At 37.6% G+C, this 15,281-nt stretch carries 16 protein-coding genes; 3 read left to right on the forward strand and 13 right to left on the reverse strand.

Going from position 1 to position 15,281, the window contains the following annotated elements; all coding sequences use genetic code 11:
• Positions 1-140 precede the first annotated feature (140 nt).
• The 8 genes from BMX21_RS11125 to BMX21_RS19375 all read right to left on the reverse strand — a co-directional run bounded on the left by BMX21_RS11125 (position 141) and on the right by BMX21_RS19375 (position 5,889).
• The gene (locus BMX21_RS11125) at positions 141-917 is read right to left on the reverse strand and encodes a tRNA threonylcarbamoyladenosine dehydratase (protein WP_074757833.1); all 777 of its coding nucleotides are present in this window, start codon (positions 915-917) and stop codon (positions 141-143) included.
• Positions 918-1,078: 161 nt separating this feature from the next.
• The gene (locus tag BMX21_RS11130; RefSeq protein ID WP_092044292.1) at positions 1,079-1,735 is read right to left on the reverse strand and encodes an ABC transporter ATP-binding protein; all 657 of its coding nucleotides are present in this window, start codon (positions 1,733-1,735) and stop codon (positions 1,079-1,081) included.
• Positions 1,736-1,739: 4 nt separating this feature from the next.
• The gene (locus BMX21_RS11135; RefSeq protein WP_143057247.1) at positions 1,740-2,351 is read right to left on the reverse strand and encodes a hypothetical protein; all 612 of its coding nucleotides are present in this window, start codon (positions 2,349-2,351) and stop codon (positions 1,740-1,742) included.
• A gap of 236 nt (positions 2,352-2,587) precedes the next feature.
• Positions 2,588-3,358, reverse strand: a complete 771-nt coding sequence (locus tag BMX21_RS11140) for a hypothetical protein (RefSeq protein ID WP_092044298.1) — start codon at positions 3,356-3,358, stop codon at positions 2,588-2,590.
• A gap of 3 nt (positions 3,359-3,361) precedes the next feature.
• Entirely contained in the window at positions 3,362-4,522 is a 1,161-nt protein-coding gene (locus tag BMX21_RS11145) for a hypothetical protein (protein ID WP_092044301.1), read from the reverse strand.
• Positions 4,523-4,586: 64 nt separating this feature from the next.
• Positions 4,587-5,003 carry a hypothetical protein gene (locus BMX21_RS11150; RefSeq protein WP_092044304.1) on the reverse strand — a complete coding sequence of 139 codons (417 nt, stop codon included), beginning with the start codon at positions 5,001-5,003 and terminating at the stop codon, positions 4,587-4,589.
• Positions 5,000-5,152: an AgrD family cyclic lactone autoinducer peptide gene (locus BMX21_RS19050; RefSeq protein WP_143057248.1), complete on the reverse strand. Its 153-nt coding sequence runs from the start codon at positions 5,150-5,152 to the stop codon at positions 5,000-5,002. Before BMX21_RS19050 ends, BMX21_RS11150 begins: the two co-directional genes overlap by 4 nt.
• Positions 5,153-5,682: 530 nt before the next feature.
• Positions 5,683-5,889: a hypothetical protein gene (locus BMX21_RS19375; RefSeq protein ID WP_177174014.1), complete on the reverse strand. Its 207-nt coding sequence runs from the start codon at positions 5,887-5,889 to the stop codon at positions 5,683-5,685.
• 157 nt (positions 5,890-6,046) lie between these two features.
• Between BMX21_RS19375 and BMX21_RS19380 the strand changes: the two genes are divergently transcribed.
• Genes BMX21_RS19380 through BMX21_RS20200 form a run of 3 tightly spaced genes read left to right on the forward strand, consistent with a single transcriptional unit; the run spans position 6,047 to position 7,984 of the window.
• The gene (locus tag BMX21_RS19380; RefSeq protein WP_177174015.1) at positions 6,047-6,706 is read left to right on the forward strand and encodes a sensor histidine kinase; all 660 of its coding nucleotides are present in this window, start codon (positions 6,047-6,049) and stop codon (positions 6,704-6,706) included.
• Positions 6,687-7,412 carry a LytR/AlgR family response regulator transcription factor gene (locus BMX21_RS11160; RefSeq protein WP_092044309.1) on the forward strand — a complete coding sequence of 242 codons (726 nt, stop codon included), beginning with the start codon at positions 6,687-6,689 and terminating at the stop codon, positions 7,410-7,412. Before BMX21_RS19380 ends, BMX21_RS11160 begins: the two co-directional genes overlap by 20 nt.
• Complete coding sequence (locus tag BMX21_RS20200; RefSeq protein WP_092044312.1) at positions 7,412-7,984, forward strand: accessory gene regulator B family protein; 573 nt, start codon at positions 7,412-7,414, stop codon at positions 7,982-7,984. The genes BMX21_RS11160 and BMX21_RS20200 overlap by 1 nt, the downstream gene beginning before the upstream one ends.
• A 29-nt stretch (positions 7,985-8,013) precedes the next feature.
• Here BMX21_RS20200 and BMX21_RS11170 read toward each other — a convergent pair whose 3' ends face one another.
• From BMX21_RS11170 to BMX21_RS11190, 5 genes are all read right to left on the reverse strand, one after another.
• On the reverse strand, positions 8,014-9,657 hold the full coding sequence (locus BMX21_RS11170) for a glycoside hydrolase family 9 protein (RefSeq protein WP_092044315.1): 1,644 nt from the start codon (positions 9,655-9,657) through the stop codon (positions 8,014-8,016).
• A 196-nt stretch (positions 9,658-9,853) separates the two neighbouring features.
• Positions 9,854-10,984, reverse strand: a complete 1,131-nt coding sequence (locus tag BMX21_RS11175) for a substrate-binding domain-containing protein (protein WP_022755926.1) — start codon at positions 10,982-10,984, stop codon at positions 9,854-9,856.
• 74 nt (positions 10,985-11,058) lie between these two features.
• On the reverse strand, positions 11,059-12,273 hold the full coding sequence (locus BMX21_RS11180; protein WP_034464651.1) for a sugar ABC transporter permease: 1,215 nt from the start codon (positions 12,271-12,273) through the stop codon (positions 11,059-11,061).
• 30 nt (positions 12,274-12,303) lie between these two features.
• On the reverse strand, positions 12,304-13,839 hold the full coding sequence (gene mmsA, locus BMX21_RS11185; RefSeq protein ID WP_022755925.1) for a multiple monosaccharide ABC transporter ATP-binding protein: 1,536 nt from the start codon (positions 13,837-13,839) through the stop codon (positions 12,304-12,306).
• A 35-nt stretch (positions 13,840-13,874) separates the two neighbouring features.
• Positions 13,875-15,092 (reverse strand): ROK family transcriptional regulator, encoded by a 1,218-nt coding sequence (locus BMX21_RS11190; RefSeq protein WP_092044318.1) that lies wholly within the window; start codon positions 15,090-15,092, stop codon positions 13,875-13,877.
• Between the last annotated feature and the right edge of the window lie 189 nt (positions 15,093-15,281).

Genomic DNA, 15,281 nt, shown 5'->3' on the forward strand with positions numbered 1-15,281 from the left:
TTAAATGTAATAAAGTAGTTGGCAAAAGTTCCTTTTGACTCTTACATCGTATAATAAGTAGCTATACAAATAAAAGGTGATAGAACGCAATATATTTACACTATCTGCTTATAATATTATCGGGATTTTAATTATTATTATTAACTATTTACTATCTTTTTCCTACTTGCCGTAAGATCATTAATGATCTCGCCTGCTATGATAAGCCCTACAACTGATGGTACAAAAGCTGTTGATCCTGGAATATCACGCCTTTGGGTACATTTTCTTACAGTTCCCGGAGGGCAGATGCAGTGCTGCCTGCAGCTTATTGACATATCTTCAAGAGGCCTCACCGGCTTTTCTTTGGAATATACTACTTTAAGAGAATCAATTCCTCTTTTCCTGCACTCTCTTCTCATGACCTTGGCAAGAGGGCAGATGGAGGTATCATAGATATCTGCAACTTCAAAACCTGATGGATTAACTTTATTGCCTGCTCCCATTGATGATATCACTGGCACTTTCAGCTTCTTGGCATTTTCGATTATCGTAAGTTTACCGGTTACTGTATCTATTGCATCTACTACATAGTCATACTCGGTGAAGTCAAACTGATCAGCAGTCTCCGGCAGATAGAAAGTCTTAAAAGTTCTGACTTTGCAGTTGGGAGATATTTCTTCTATTCTGTCCTTGGCAACGTCTACTTTGTACTTGCCTACTGTCTTCCTTGTAGCAAGTATCTGTCTGTTGATATTAGTAAGGCATACCTTGTCATCATCTATAAGATCAAGTGCACCTATTCCGGATCTTGCAAGGGCTTCGACTGTGTATCCACCTACTCCGCCTATCCCAAAAACTGCAACTTTGCACCTTGATAACTTGTCCATGGCATCCTTGCCGTATAATAACTGAGTTCTTGAAAATTCGTTTAACATTATATAACCTTTCCATTCCCTACCACATTGCTAGGAATTATACTAAAATAAGTCGCATATAATGTCAACATCATGTAGCTTTTACGATGCCATTTTTAATCTAATGTCGCGAGCAAAGCGAGCGGCTAATGGTTCAAATTGATGGAGCTAGCGACATCAATTTAGGTTTGAAAGTGGGACACTTTCAAACTTCTCTTTGTCATAATACCATCATCCATTTCGTACACTTCATCACACAGTATCCTTATATCTTCCGGATTATGACTTGCTACAAGTATTGTTTTTCCTGACTTCTTAAGATCAAGAAGTAGTGATCTTATTTCATCCACTCCCTTATTATCAAGGCCGTTGAAGGGTTCATCCAAAATAAGACACTCCGGATCTTCCATTATAGCCTGAGCTATGGCAAGTCGTTGCTTCATTCCCATAGAATACTTGGATACAGATTTCTTTTCTTTGGGATCAAGGCCTACTTTCCTCATAACATCTTCAAGATATTTTTTATTAAGCTTATTATTTATAGTATATAAGTAAATTAAGTTTTTAATACCTGAAGCATTTGAAAGAAATGCCGGACCTTCGATTATTACACCCGTTTGCTTTAAAATGCTGTCAGTTTTCCTAAGCTGTCCATCTATTTTGATCTCTCCACTATCGATAGAAACCAAGCCGCAGATTGCTTTAAAAAGAACGGTCTTCCCGGCTCCATTTCGACCTACGATTCCTGTGATAGTGCCCGGGCAGCATTTTAGACTAACACTTTTAAGAACCTTGTGCTTTCCATATGCTTTTTCAATGTTTATAAGATCTATCTCCATAGATTCACTCTTCCTCGTCTATAAAATTAAAGTCGATTCTTCTTATCAGATGCACATCTATCGCTACACATATGATCACAACACACGATAGAATTAGCAAATACATATTCCACCTATCAAAGCTATCTATATGATTAGAGTTATTATCAACTAAATTCATCCATGAAAACGGTGATATATATCTGATCCATGGGAAACAATACGCCAGATTCTCTTTGATTATCACCAGACCGGAAAAACACGTACCCGTAATTACAGCTACTAGTCCTGAACTCATCAGTCCAACTGTAAACATGATAATTCCTAGTATTATCGACAATATGATCATTCGAAGCATCACATTTAATGTAGCTTCAAATGGGGAGAACTGATTTATCAGTAAATATGGAACAGAAATCTGAATATCAAAAACAGTAGCAGCATCAGTGAGCGCAATTGTTTTGTATATCTTCCCCCAGCCGCTTTCTAATGATATATACGGTAGCATCACCAATATGCTCATGAGTTCATTGGCAACAGCAATTAAAATACTTACTCCTACGATTTTCGCATATGCATCTGCAAGCCATCTTTTTCTTCCTTTTCTTATGATCGTATAAATCTCTTTTCTCTCCATAAATGGTACTGAAGAAAAAATGTATGTCGTTATCAATCCATGCGTAAGCTGCGAATATACATAGCCAAACAGAAATGGGAAAAGCCAGATACTGCTCTTACAGCCGGATTCTATTGATAAAGCCCTTATTCCTGATGTAAAAAAATGCATCAGAGCAAATTGAAACAAAAGTGCAATGTATACTTTTGGACAAAAGAAGAATCTATTTACTTCAGATATAAAATGAGAAAATCTAGTCATCCAATATAATCCCTTTCTATTTTTCTCATCATGAGACCTCCAATCAAAAATACTATTGAAACAGCTAACCCAATCAAAATAAAGATCGTGAAAGCCGGAGACTTCCAGCCTACATGCTGTTCCCAGAATATATCATACAGAGTATATTTAGATGTCAGAAACATGGTGATAAGATCACATAAATATCTTCCAATAAATGGAAATGCAAATACTATCATTCTATTCTTTGCAAACAGCGACACGTATGCCGATAATACAGATAGTATTCCTGATAACAATCCGTATCTAAAACCAGATAGAAGAAAGAACAATATATAGTGGTGATTATTTAAAAAGAATTTAAAACATGAATAATTAGAAGCAACGTAATATGTCATGCTTTCATCATCGCACCATGGAACAAATAAATGCATGATCACCGCAAACAAGGTTATTCCAAGGGTTATAATCATCGTACTTGAAACAAAAACAGAAATAACTTTTGAAAAAATATACCTGTGCAAACCAACATGCATCAACTGGCTTCTATAATAATTGTTCTTTATATCCAGATAAATCGAATCTGCATACCCATATGCTCCTGCTATCAGAATCAGCATTGCAGGTATTCCATACATTATTATCTCAAAAGCATATAAAACATCGATATTAATATTCCTTTCTTCTAATAATGACAATATCAATATGAAACTTGTCGCTATTATTCCAATAGGCAGTCTGTACGATAATATTATCCTTAGTATGTCTGATTTAAGCATCCTGACCATCTGTTACAACTCCTGAGTCCATGGGATTATTTCGTCACCTGTCTGAGCATCAATAAACACCTGTATTTCTGATTCATTATCACCTGATATTTCTTTTCCTTTTATTATCCATATAGGATACGCTTCATAAGTGCCGTCATCACTGGATAGATCAACGTAGTAAACCAATTCTGCACAATCAAATACATATGTACTGTCGCCCAGGATGTCATTGAATTTATCTGAAACCGCGTCAAACACAGTATCAAATTCTACGACAGAATCTATCTTTTCTTCATCGGCAAATTCAAACACCTGATCTATATTCAGACTAAAAATACCATTTTCATTTACCATTGCATTTATTGGATAGTTCTCAACATCTTCATTAACGAATGTACTAACGTAAGGATAATAAATCGGAACTCCATTAAAAATCTGTCTTAGAGCAACATAATAACAGTCATCTTCCTGAGTCCATTGATCTTTATTTTCACTTGGATCTATATTACCGTTCATATCATAATGAACTTCTTCGTTTTGAAGAGTGCTATGATCAAGAGAATAGCTAACATACTCAAAATCAGAGTCAAACCCAAGTGCTTTTAGGAAATCTCCTATCTGTGAATACGCTTCCTGACGAGATTCAAATGGGAGATCCTCCTGCGTCGAAAATTTATCTGCATTATAATCGTCAAATTTCTTTTCTATCCTAAATGCAGCTGCATAATTACTGAAATTACAGTTACCACGTAAATAAGAAAAATTACTACTATTTGGTCCTGATGCTAAATAAAAACCATTATACACATTTATGTATGAAGTATAGTCTTTCTTATTTCCGCATTCATCCTCCGATGTATTTGAATAGCTATCGTAGTCTTTAGCTTCCTGCAATAGATCACCTTCTACTTTAGAAGTATCTATTTTTTGTAATGAAGCACTGTAACTACAAAGATTATCCAATGAACCATAGGATATCTCTCCATCGAATGTTACTTTTCCGTCTATATTCTTATACTCAGTCGGGACACTCGCTGTACTAGCCATATTATCAGATGATTGAATGGTATTTTGACTGTTATCTATATTTGATTCAGAATTATTGTTTTTAGATTTATTGTTTGCACATCCGATTAAAGTCATTGAACACAATAAAAGCATTATTACTATCTTATTCTTCATAGCAGCTCTCCTATTAGTAAATAGGGAAATGCAGTCAAACTACATTTCCCCGTATAATGATTAGTTATGGAGTATATCTTCCTGTTGCGTTTAAGCTCTTACTAAGGCCGGAACCATATACAGCCTTCAGATAATAATACTGATTAGAAGGCGCTGTAGTTTTATATTCTGTTCCCTTGCTATCTCGTACACCTTTTGTTGACAGATTAAGTACCTTTGAATTCGAAGCAATCCTGCTATCTTTAAGATTAATTGATGTAACTATCATCGTTCCAATTCCTGTAAACGTATCGTTTGTAACATAGAATTTATTCTCCCAATTTGCACCACCTGCCTTTTCAGTACGCTTTGATTTGGGGTCCTGATTCTGTCCGTCTTTTGTTACTGTCAAAGTAAAACTCGTTGTAGCAGCTCTAACTGGAATTGCAAAGAATGTCAGCATCAACATTGCAATAATGATAATCCTACTTGTTTTTCTCATGATAACCCCCTTCTCTTTTTTAATTTTTCAGGAACAATTGGCTCATACATTCTACCCATGCATAGAGAATCTGCCTTCTCAACAGCATACTTCTCTGCAATAGATAATATACATTTGCCCACATATTCCCTTACTGTTTCTTTTTTCATGATGTACATCTCCCTTTTAGTACTCGTTATAACGATAGACATAGCATAACATACTATTTGTTCTTTTTTTGAACCGCCGTCCCCAACAACACTTTTTCCGTCCCCAACAACACTTTCATGTTTTTTCAAAACTTTTTTAGTGTTACACTATTGAAGAATAACTAATGGGAGTTAACAAATACAATGCATACTTGGGAATACGTGTGGGAAATACTTATCAATAATCTAGAAAGCTTTTTATTTCTTGTTTTTATGGAAGATAAAATGAAAAAAACTCATCGCTTCACTAAAATAACATCTATCATATATATGATTATATATATTTTATTAAACTCATCTGAAACAAGTCTTTTAAACTATTATCGAATTGATTCTGGTATTAGCTATATTTGTGGATTTTTTTTCTTCTTGATATTTTCACTTATTTTTTATAATCAGAAGCTATCCTTAAAGCTGTTATTTTCAGGTGCATATCTTGCAATCTTATTCGCATCAGACATTATAGTCCCAACCCTTTTTCAATGTGTCTTTCACGTAGAACCCAAAACAATTCTTGCAGGGGGATATTTAAGAGCTCCTGCAACGTTGATATATATATCATGTATAGCTGTTTTTGTTTTTTTATCACATTTTATTAAATGGAAGTATATATCATTATCTCCACTCGAAACAATATCATATAGCGTCTTATGTCTAATCGGATTCTTCTTCGGACAATATATTGTTGCAGAAACCATAAAATCTTTCACCTTATTCAAAAACATGAGTTTTAGTAATGAACTCGCAATTGTATCTTCGCTATATTGCTTTCTTTTTTTACTCTTACTAACATACATTTATATACTGAACTACACAAAAGAACAAAATAGGAACCTATTAGCGGAAAAGCAGCAATTGCTGCTTGAAGAAGCTGATTATAAAAATCTCATTGAAACAACAGAATCTTTACGAAAACTTAAACACGATATGCAGCATCACCTATCTGCCATTCAATTTTTAGCAAACAATAAAAGCTACGACGAGCTTAATGAATATATTGAGAACTATGTAGGTTCTTTTGATGAAATGAATAAATTCATATCTACCGGAAATTCTGCAATTGACTGCATATTATCCACATGTATTCCTAAAGCTGAACAGAAAGGTATAAAAGTATCCTATGTATTAACTGTTCCAGATACTTTTTCTCTTAATCCGATTCTAACGTCATCCTTATTAGGAAACCTATGGACTAATGCACTCACCGCTTGTGAGAATCTCATAAGAACTGATAGTTCAATCATTCCATCGATTGATTTTTATATAAAACCAATTGAAAACATGCTTTTAATTAGTATAGAAAACACTTACGATGGTATTTGTAAAAAGGATTCTGCTGGCAATTTTCTTTCGACAAAAACTGGAAAACTAAATGGAACCGGGCTTAAGCGTATAAATGAAATTGTAGATCAAAACGATGGAATAATTGAAATAACTGAACATGACAATCGTTTCTGTGTACATATTATGTTCCCATTAAAGGAAAAAACAACAAATGAAAATAGTAATCCTTGAAGATAATAGAATCGAATATGAAAGAATAAAACAATCTCTTGAAGATTGGGTCGAAAATTATGATATAGAGCTTTCGTTATTGCACTTTGAAAACGCCGAATCTTTTTTTAACGACCCCCAAAACTACAGTCCAAATATAGACCTGTTTTTACTTGATATAGAAATGGGAAATATGAATGGAATAGAAGCCGCCAAAAGACTTAGGCTTCTAGATTATAAGGGAGATATTATTTTTCTCACAGCTTTCAAGGATTTTGTCTTTGAAGGGTATAATGTCCATGCATTTAATTACCTCTTAAAGCCATTAAATAATGATATCTTTTTTAGATGTTTATCAGAGATTGAAAAGAAGCGTCATTCCAATTGTTATATCTACCGTAACAAGCAGCAAATCACAGTATCTATTCCTTATCATGAAATAATATCATTTTCAGTTAACAGACATTATGTTGATATAACAACCACAAAAACTGTGTACGCGCAATACAATAACCTAAATACAATTATTAATTCTTTACCGCGACAATTCGTTCAAGTGCATCGCTCATATATAATAAATCTATCTCACGTATTTAAGTTTAGCCAGAATAAAATACACTTATCAAACGGGAGTACTGTTGAAGTAGGAAGAACCTATCTTAAAAACTTCAAAACACAATACTTACAATATACTACACGTTTTAACAGAAATGAGGAATTCCAATAATGGAAGCATTAGCAACAAAGCTAACATATCTTTTTATTTCCTGGACAAATAAAGAATACTCTAACGAGGATATCGAAATCTATGATTATGGTTTTCAGTGTTTTCTCAATTCCATCACTACAGATTTGATTCTTCTATTCTGGGGACTAATCACACATAGTCTTTTGGAAACAATTTGCTGGCTTATAACCTTTTGCATTTATAGACATCATGCTGGAGGTGCTCATGCAAGTACCAGTATCAGATGTATTATACTTAGTTCACTTTTGGGAATATCTAATTATGCTATTCTCAGATTCGCTGACTATATTATTCCGCTAATTATGCCAATATACATAATATCTCTTATTATATGTATTTTGTTTGCACCGATACAATCAAAAAAGTATCTTTCTCCATTAGAAAGAAAGCGAGAGAAAATAATTTCAGCCGCAATAATTTCACTTTCTATTATTGCATCACATTTCGTCAGCAATTCTATAAGTATCTCTATTAGTTATAGTCTATTTATCGCTAACATTCTTATAGTCATAGCTACTTTCAAAGATAAAAATAGGGTATCAAATTACTGATACCCTATTTCCATAAAATAAAATAATAATCAGCTCAGCATTCCTGCCATTACAAATACCAGAGGTGAATTCCAATAAATAGTGATCTCATTAAGTGAGTAGCAATCGATGTGGTCAAGGTAACACTTCATGGGTGCTGATCCTGCCGGTACTTCTTTGGCTCTCTCATCCTGAAGGCCGACATTTGGACCGCCTGATACAAGACCCGGCCATGGTTCTTCTATATCATCTACTGCTGTAGGACGAAGGTGCGGATTCTTGAATGCCTTTTCGCCATTACCTGTTACGTAGCTTACGTCCATGCTGTTGCAACCAAGGAGGTAATCAAGTCCTGATGTGATCGCATCTTTATATTCAGGCTTTCCTTCTATCTTCTTATCTGTAACAGTAAGGATCATAAGGTATTTTAAAAGCTCCATGTTACTGCCCCAGATGAAGTCTTTGGCTTCTATGCAAAGACCAAATCCGTTTTTCTTTGCATTTGAAAAAAGCCTGTCTGCTTCACCTGTGAAAGCCTTCTTTATCTCTTTATTAAGGTCATCGCCGTCATTCTTAAGAAGGATTGACATTGATCCAAGACCTGCTACTTCTGCCCATCCAAGGCATGTAAGTACATTGCCCTGATAGCCTTTTTTAGTAGCATTCTTATCAAAAGATAATAATCTATCTTTTTGATATTTTATATCTTCATAGTATTCTTTATCACCTGTAACTTCATAAAGAGAAGCTGCTGCCCAGAATCTATTTGAGATATCTTCAGCTTCATCATACTGACCTGTGTTTGATCCTTCTGCATTAAAGAACAGGAGCTCGTCAGGATTTTCCTTAAGCCACTTGTATGCTTTCTTTGAAACTTCTAAGAGACTGTCAGCATAAGCCTTGTCATAATCCTTATAGATGCTGTATGCAAGAGCAAATACAGCTGCTATGTCTGCTGTAGCAAGTGATGATACAGGGAAAAGTAAGAGCTCTTCCTTGTCTTCTTCTGGCATAACAAAAGGAGCGTGGCAAAATGTAGTTACTTTATGCCATACAGAGCCGTTTTCTCTTTGCATTTTCTTAAGAAAATCTAGCTCCACCTTTACTTCTGCAAGGATATCCGGAAGATTACCTTTATCGCATTTTACTTTTGGAATATTAAATTCTACTTTTAATATATCTTCAAAAAATCTTACACCATACAGAATATGTGCGACTGCTACAGCGCCAGCTGTAGAATACCTGCCATAGTCACCTGCATCATGCCAGCCACCAGTCACATCCACAGGTTCTGTGTCTTCTCCGTAGACTGTTGCCTTACTCATATGGCAAGGCTCGTGGTAATACTGCCCTGCATACTCCTTAGAAAGAGCATCTCCGCATCTAAGGAAGTAGAAACACTTACAGATATCCTTCATAAGACCATCATACACATCTTCTCCTATTTCAAAAGATGTAGAGCGGACGTCACCGGACGTGACATAGTATTTTCCTTTGTCCTTAAAATCACTAAAATCTGCTACGCTTACATCTTCTCCGGAGATCTCATCTGTTCCGAAATGACTCAACTTGCCTTCGTAGACGGTCTTATCATTTAAGTCTTTGATATTGAATTCAGATCCCCCAAAGTCAAGTACCGCCTTCTTGCTGCTATCAGGTGTAAAGCCCACCTGATTCATAAAAATACGTCCCATAATAATTCCCCTCTTTGTTTTTTATTACTAATAGCATCATATAGATGATATCAGTATTGTGACCTCAAGTTTAATCATATCACAGGCAATACTTTTTAAATAGGTAGATATTATTAGGAACATTTTCTTTTACCCTCATAAAAAACAGAGCGGTGAATTATCTCACCGCCCTATCTGATCCAAATTCACTTTTATGTTATTTTAACAGTTCAAGTCTTGAAGGATCGTTTGCAAATACTTCTTTTGCATTGTCCTTAGTAACTACTACAGGAGGAAGCTCATAGATCGGAACTTCGATGACACCATTATCTACCTTAACATCTGTAGATGGCATTCCCTTACCTGCCTGAAGTGAATCGATGATCTCGATTGTCTTGGCAACAAGATCCTCAGTTGGCTTAGCTACTGTTGAGTACTGACGTCCCTGCCATACCCATTCAACTGACTCGTTCTCTGCATCAAGGCCTGATACAACAGGAATGTCCTGACCAGCGTTCTCACAAGCTGTGATACATGCTCTTGCTATACCATCGTTAGGGCACAGAACACCGTCTATGTTCTTGTCAGAATAGAAGCCTGAAAGAAGTGAATCCATTCTTGACTGAGCCTTTGCATTATCCCAGTCAACTGTTGCACACTGTGTGAAGTCTGTCTGGCCGGATACAACTACGAGTGTTCCGTCATCGATCTTGGGCTGAAGAACTGACATTGCACCTGTGAAGAAGTTAGGAGCATTAGGGTCAGCAGGTCCGCCGCCAAAGAGCTCGATGTTATAAGGTCCCTCACCTTTTTCTTTTGCAAGGCCATCAAGAAGTGCCTGTGCCTGAAGTTCACCTGTCTTGACAGAACCGAACTGAACTACTCCGTCAACGCCTGATGTGTTCTCAAGAAGTCTGTCATAACCTATTACATATACTCCTGCTTCCTTGGCCTGTTCCAGAACTGATCCAAGCTGTGATCCGTCTACAGGTCCTACTACTATGACCTTAGCGCCGTTCTCTATCATAGACTCGATCTGCTGTTGCTGCTGTGTTACTTTCTGATCCGCTGCCTGTACGATTGGATTATATCCTGCATCTGTAAGCTGCTGTGTGAACATTTCCTCAGCTTCTTTCCAGTTCTGAGTTCCAAGCCATGGAAGAGATACACCGATTGTTGCGCCCTCTTCAAATCCTGGCATTTCACCTGACGTAACTGCGCTATTATCTGAAGCTCCGCCAGACGCCGGCGTTTCAACATCTCCCCCTCTGCTTCCGCCACATCCGGTTAATGATGCTATCATCAGACTGGCAACCATAACCATTGACATAAATGCTCTTTTTCTCATTTTTCACCCTCCTAAATTGTTTTTCGCTATTTATTTAAGGCCCGGCATAATATAGCAGGCTTGCCTTCCAGACATCACTTTGACTCTTTACTTGGGAACAATCTTCCGATTATAGAAGCCTTGCCGCTCTTTTTGTTGTATACATCAAAAGCAACTGCTGCAAGAAGTACAAATCCCTTGATAACCTGTGTCTTGTCTGCGCCAACTCCCATAAGCATCAGTCCGTTGTTAAGAACAGCCATTACAAGACCACCGACGATTGTTGCAAGGATAGTACCAACACCACCTGATACAGCTGCGCCGCCGATGAATACTGATGCAATCGCATCCATCTCCCAGGATGTACCATCTGCCGGTCCTGCTGCTGTAGAACGTCCTACGAACAGGATACCTGCAACTGCTGCAAGAAATGACATATTGACCATTGTAAGGAAATAGGTCTTCTTTACATTAACACCAGAAAGAGCTGCTGCAGACTTATTACCACCTACCGCATATACATGACGGCCATACTCAGTACGCTGAGTGATAATGTGATAGATAATTGTAAGAAGCAGAAGGATAAGTCCCGGTACCGGGAAAGATGTTCCCACACGACCTGATCCAAACAACCAGGTAAAATAACCTATGAGAACTGACATAAGGATTATTCTTATAACTACTGCCCATAACGCATCCTTCTCACCTGTTCCGTCACCTGAATGTTTGTACTTTCTTATCTGAGCGATCATGTAGCATACTATTCCGATGATTCCAAGAAGAAGTGTAGAATTGTTCATTCCTGTGAATGCCGGTCCCCATTCGGGAAGATAACCTGCTCCAAACCACTTAAGTTCCTCGGGTGCAGGTACTGAGATAGAATGTGAGATCCAGATAACCCCTCCTCTGAATATCATCATTCCGCCAAGTGTTGTGATAAATCCCGGAATACCCAGCTGTGATAAAAAGAATCCATGCCATGCACCTGCAAGTATACCAATCGCAATAGCAACAAGAACTGCACACCACCATGGAATATTGTAGTCTCGTGCAACAAGCGCCATGACCATTCCGGCAAAACCTGCAACAGAGCCAACCGACAGGTCGATCTGACCTATAACGATAACCATCAGCATACCCAGAGCCAGTACAAGTACGTAAGCATTACCTGATATAAGATTCTGAACGTTGGAAGAAGTCAGCATCCTTCCTCCTGAGATGATATCGAATATGATAACAAGAAGTCCCAAAGCAAGAACCATCGTATATTGGCGAAGTTCCCCACCCAATATCTGTTTGATGTATTTCATTATTGTATCCACCCTTTCCTATCCCATATATTAGTTTGATGTAATCGTCATCTTCTTCATCAATCCTTCCTGATCAGCTTCACTACTTAGAAGTTCACCTGTAATGGTTCCTTCGAAGATAGTGTAGATTCTGTCTGCCATACCCAGAAGTTCAGGCAGTTCAGATGATACCAGGATGACAGCTTTCCCCTCATCAGCCAGTTGATGTATCAGCTTGTAGATCTCATATTTAGCACCCACATCGATACCTCGCGTCGGCTCATCAAGAATTAATATATCCGGCTCAGTGAACATCCACTTAGACAGAACTACTTTCTGCTGGTTGCCACCTGAAAGAGTAGTTACACCTGCTTCAACATTAGATGTTTTGATCTTTAATGACTTGCGGTATTCTTCTGCTGCCTTTTTCTCTAAATTTAGATCAAGAAGCCCCTTCTTTTTGATCTTATCAAGATTTGCAGCTACAACTGTTTTTCTTATGGAATCCAGAAGATTAAGTCCCAGAACCTTGCGGTCTTCCGGCACGTATGCAAGACCATGCTTTATAGCTGACTCAACCGAATTGATCTTGACTTCATGTCCTTTGATCTTGATCTTACCGCCTCTGTAGATTCCATAATTCTTGCCAAAAATAGAACGCATAAGCTCTGTACGACCAGCTCCCATGAGACCTGCAAATCCCACGATCTCACCTGCTCTTACATTAAAACTTGCATTCTTACAGACCATCCTTCCTTCCACATCAGGATCTTCTACGCACCAGTCAGATACTTCAAATATGACCTGCCCTATCTTGGGTTTATGTTCCGGATATCTGTTCTCTATAGCACGTCCTACCATAGCTTTGATGATCTTATCTTCATCAACTTTGCCGGCTTCAACGTCGTAGCTTTCAACAGTGTGTCCGTCTCTTATAACGGTAACCGCATCAGATACAGCAGCAATTTCGTTGAGCTTATGAGAGATCATGATACATGTAATCCCTTTATTCTTAAGCTCTGTCATAAGATTGAGAAGATTTTCAGAATCCGCTTCATTAAGTGCTGACGTCGGCTCGTCCAGAATCAGAAGCTTGACGTTTTTAGAAAGCGCCTTTGCAATTTCTACAAGTTGCTGTTGACCTACCCCCAAGTGCTTTATAAGAATGTCGGGATTTATCGAAAGTCCAACCTTCTTTAGAATCTCATAGGTTCTTTTCTTCTCCTCATTCCAATCTATCAGGCCTCTTCTGACGATCTCATTGCCCATAAAGATATTCTCTGTTATGGACAACTCAGGTATCATCGTAAGTTCCTGATGAATGATCGCTATTCCGGCTGCTTCAGATTCTTTGATATTCCTGAATTTCATCTCCTGTCCCATATAGATGATCTTGCCATCATATGTGCCATAAGGATAAACACCTGACAATACCTTCATCAGCGTAGATTTGCCGGCACCATTCTCCCCGCATATAGCATGGATCGTGCCTTTTCTCACCGAGAGGTTTACATCATCAAGAGCTTTAACACCCGGAAATTCTTTTGTTATCCCCTGCATTTGAAGGATAAAAGAATTATTCTCCATTTTATATTGCCCCTCCCTTATATATAACCAGAGTTCTAATTAGTAAAAAGATACTCACTTGGCTTCCTTAAAACTCTGTCTGTAGCAATTGCTGCTGCCCCATACAGTGTGGGATCTATGCTGAGTTTAGATATTTTGATCCTCACCCTGCTGCTTACTTCCGGAATAGTTCTTTCTTCTACTATTCTTTTGATAGTCGGAAGGATAAGTTCATCTGCTTTTGATATACTGTCACCTATCACGATTATCTCCGGATCATACGCATTTATCAGTGTCACGCACCCATATCCGATATATTCTGCTATCTTTTCCACAAGAGCTTTGGCTTTAGTATTGCCGCTTCGAGCTGCATCAAATACTCTCTCACAAGCCATTGTTCTATTCTCACATTTATCTCTAAAAAGCTCCGGAAGCTTTAACTTGGCTTCTTTCAAAAAAGCTGTTGTTGAACTGTAAAGTTCCAGACATCCTCTGTTTCCGCATTCACAGACAGGTCCGTTATAATCGATGCTTATATGACCGACTTCACTTGCTATCCCCTGATAACCAAGAAGCAACCTGTCATTGTCAACCACTCCTGATCCAACACCTTCTCCTACCAGAAAATATGTCAGTGAGCTAAGAGGCCTTCCATGGTCTCCAAACCACCACTCTGCCAGGGCTCCTGCATTAGCATCCTGTTCTATAAACACAGGCTTATCAAATTCATTTTCAAATTCTTCAATGAAATTGATATTGTGCCAGCTTGGCATTCTCGTTACCATAGCTATCCGGCCTTCTTTTCTAAGATATGGGCCGGGTAGTGCAAGGCCTATAGCAACTATATTCTTGTACTCATCAAGAAGGTCTCTTATCTGCTTCTTCATCTGTGCAAGTACTATACCGGTATTCTCATCAAGACCAAACTCTGTCTCTTTCTGTGTATAAAGCTTACCTGATATATCAAATACCCCAATTGCAAATACATGACGTGAGAACTTGACTCCGATCACAAGATTCTTCTCAGCGTTTAATCTAAGACCGATAGATCTCCTGTTTCCATTGCCCTTAACTATTCCAACTTCGGATACGACCCCCATTTCTATCAAGTATCCGACAAGCTTGGTGATAGATGCCTGTGTAAGTCCCATGAGCTTGGCAATCTCTGCTCTTGTACATACTTCCTTTTGCTGTAAGATTCGAACTATAGCAGATCTGTTCATTTCTGTAAGATCGCTTGTATTGTTACCGGCAACTTCTTCAATCCTTTTCATAGTCAAATCAACCCTCACAATTACTTTCAAGTGTTAATCACTTAACACTGTTAACACATTAAATCTTTTCATCATATTGGTCAATATATTTTGATTTAATTAATATATTTTTGTTAGTTATGCCCAAGTAACGCTTATTATTTTCATTAAAAATTTTGATCAGTTTCGGCACATTGCCCAAAAGCAACA

It is taken from the genome of Butyrivibrio sp. TB (assembly GCF_900110805.1).
Lineage (GTDB): Bacteria > Bacillota > Clostridia > Lachnospirales > Lachnospiraceae > Butyrivibrio > Butyrivibrio fibrisolvens_C.

What these genes read in the sequence shown, in the direction of transcription:
- BMX21_RS11190 (WP_092044318.1), bottom strand. Translation starts at nt 15,092, where the DNA reads ATGAAAAGGATTGAAGAAGTTGCCGGTAACAATACAAGCGATCTTACA.
- BMX21_RS11140 (WP_092044298.1), bottom strand. Translation starts at nt 3,358, where the DNA reads ATGGTCAGGATGCTTAAATCAGACATACTAAGGATAATATTATCGTAC.
- BMX21_RS20200 (WP_092044312.1), top strand. Translation starts at nt 7,412, where the DNA reads ATGGAAGCATTAGCAACAAAGCTAACATATCTTTTTATTTCCTGGACA.
- BMX21_RS11160 (WP_092044309.1), top strand. Translation starts at nt 6,687, where the DNA reads ATGAAAATAGTAATCCTTGAAGATAATAGAATCGAATATGAAAGAATA.
- BMX21_RS11125 (WP_074757833.1), bottom strand. Translation starts at nt 917, where the DNA reads ATGTTAAACGAATTTTCAAGAACTCAGTTATTATACGGCAAGGATGCC.
- BMX21_RS11180 (WP_034464651.1), bottom strand. Translation starts at nt 12,273, where the DNA reads ATGAAATACATCAAACAGATATTGGGTGGGGAACTTCGCCAATATACG.
- BMX21_RS11150 (WP_092044304.1), bottom strand. Translation starts at nt 5,003, where the DNA reads ATGAGAAAAACAAGTAGGATTATCATTATTGCAATGTTGATGCTGACA.
- BMX21_RS11130 (WP_092044292.1), bottom strand. Translation starts at nt 1,735, where the DNA reads ATGGAGATAGATCTTATAAACATTGAAAAAGCATATGGAAAGCACAAG.
- BMX21_RS19375 (WP_177174014.1), bottom strand. Translation starts at nt 5,889, where the DNA reads ATGGTTTCTGCAACAATATATTGTCCGAAGAAGAATCCGATTAGACAT.
- mmsA (WP_022755925.1), bottom strand. Translation starts at nt 13,839, where the DNA reads ATGGAGAATAATTCTTTTATCCTTCAAATGCAGGGGATAACAAAAGAA.
- BMX21_RS11170 (WP_092044315.1), bottom strand. Translation starts at nt 9,657, where the DNA reads ATGGGACGTATTTTTATGAATCAGGTGGGCTTTACACCTGATAGCAGC.
- BMX21_RS11135 (WP_143057247.1), bottom strand. Translation starts at nt 2,351, where the DNA reads ATGGAGAGAAAAGAGATTTATACGATCATAAGAAAAGGAAGAAAAAGA.
- BMX21_RS11175 (WP_022755926.1), bottom strand. Translation starts at nt 10,984, where the DNA reads ATGAGAAAAAGAGCATTTATGTCAATGGTTATGGTTGCCAGTCTGATG.
- BMX21_RS19050 (WP_143057248.1), bottom strand. Translation starts at nt 5,152, where the DNA reads ATGAAAAAAGAAACAGTAAGGGAATATGTGGGCAAATGTATATTATCT.
- BMX21_RS11145 (WP_092044301.1), bottom strand. Translation starts at nt 4,522, where the DNA reads ATGAAGAATAAGATAGTAATAATGCTTTTATTGTGTTCAATGACTTTA.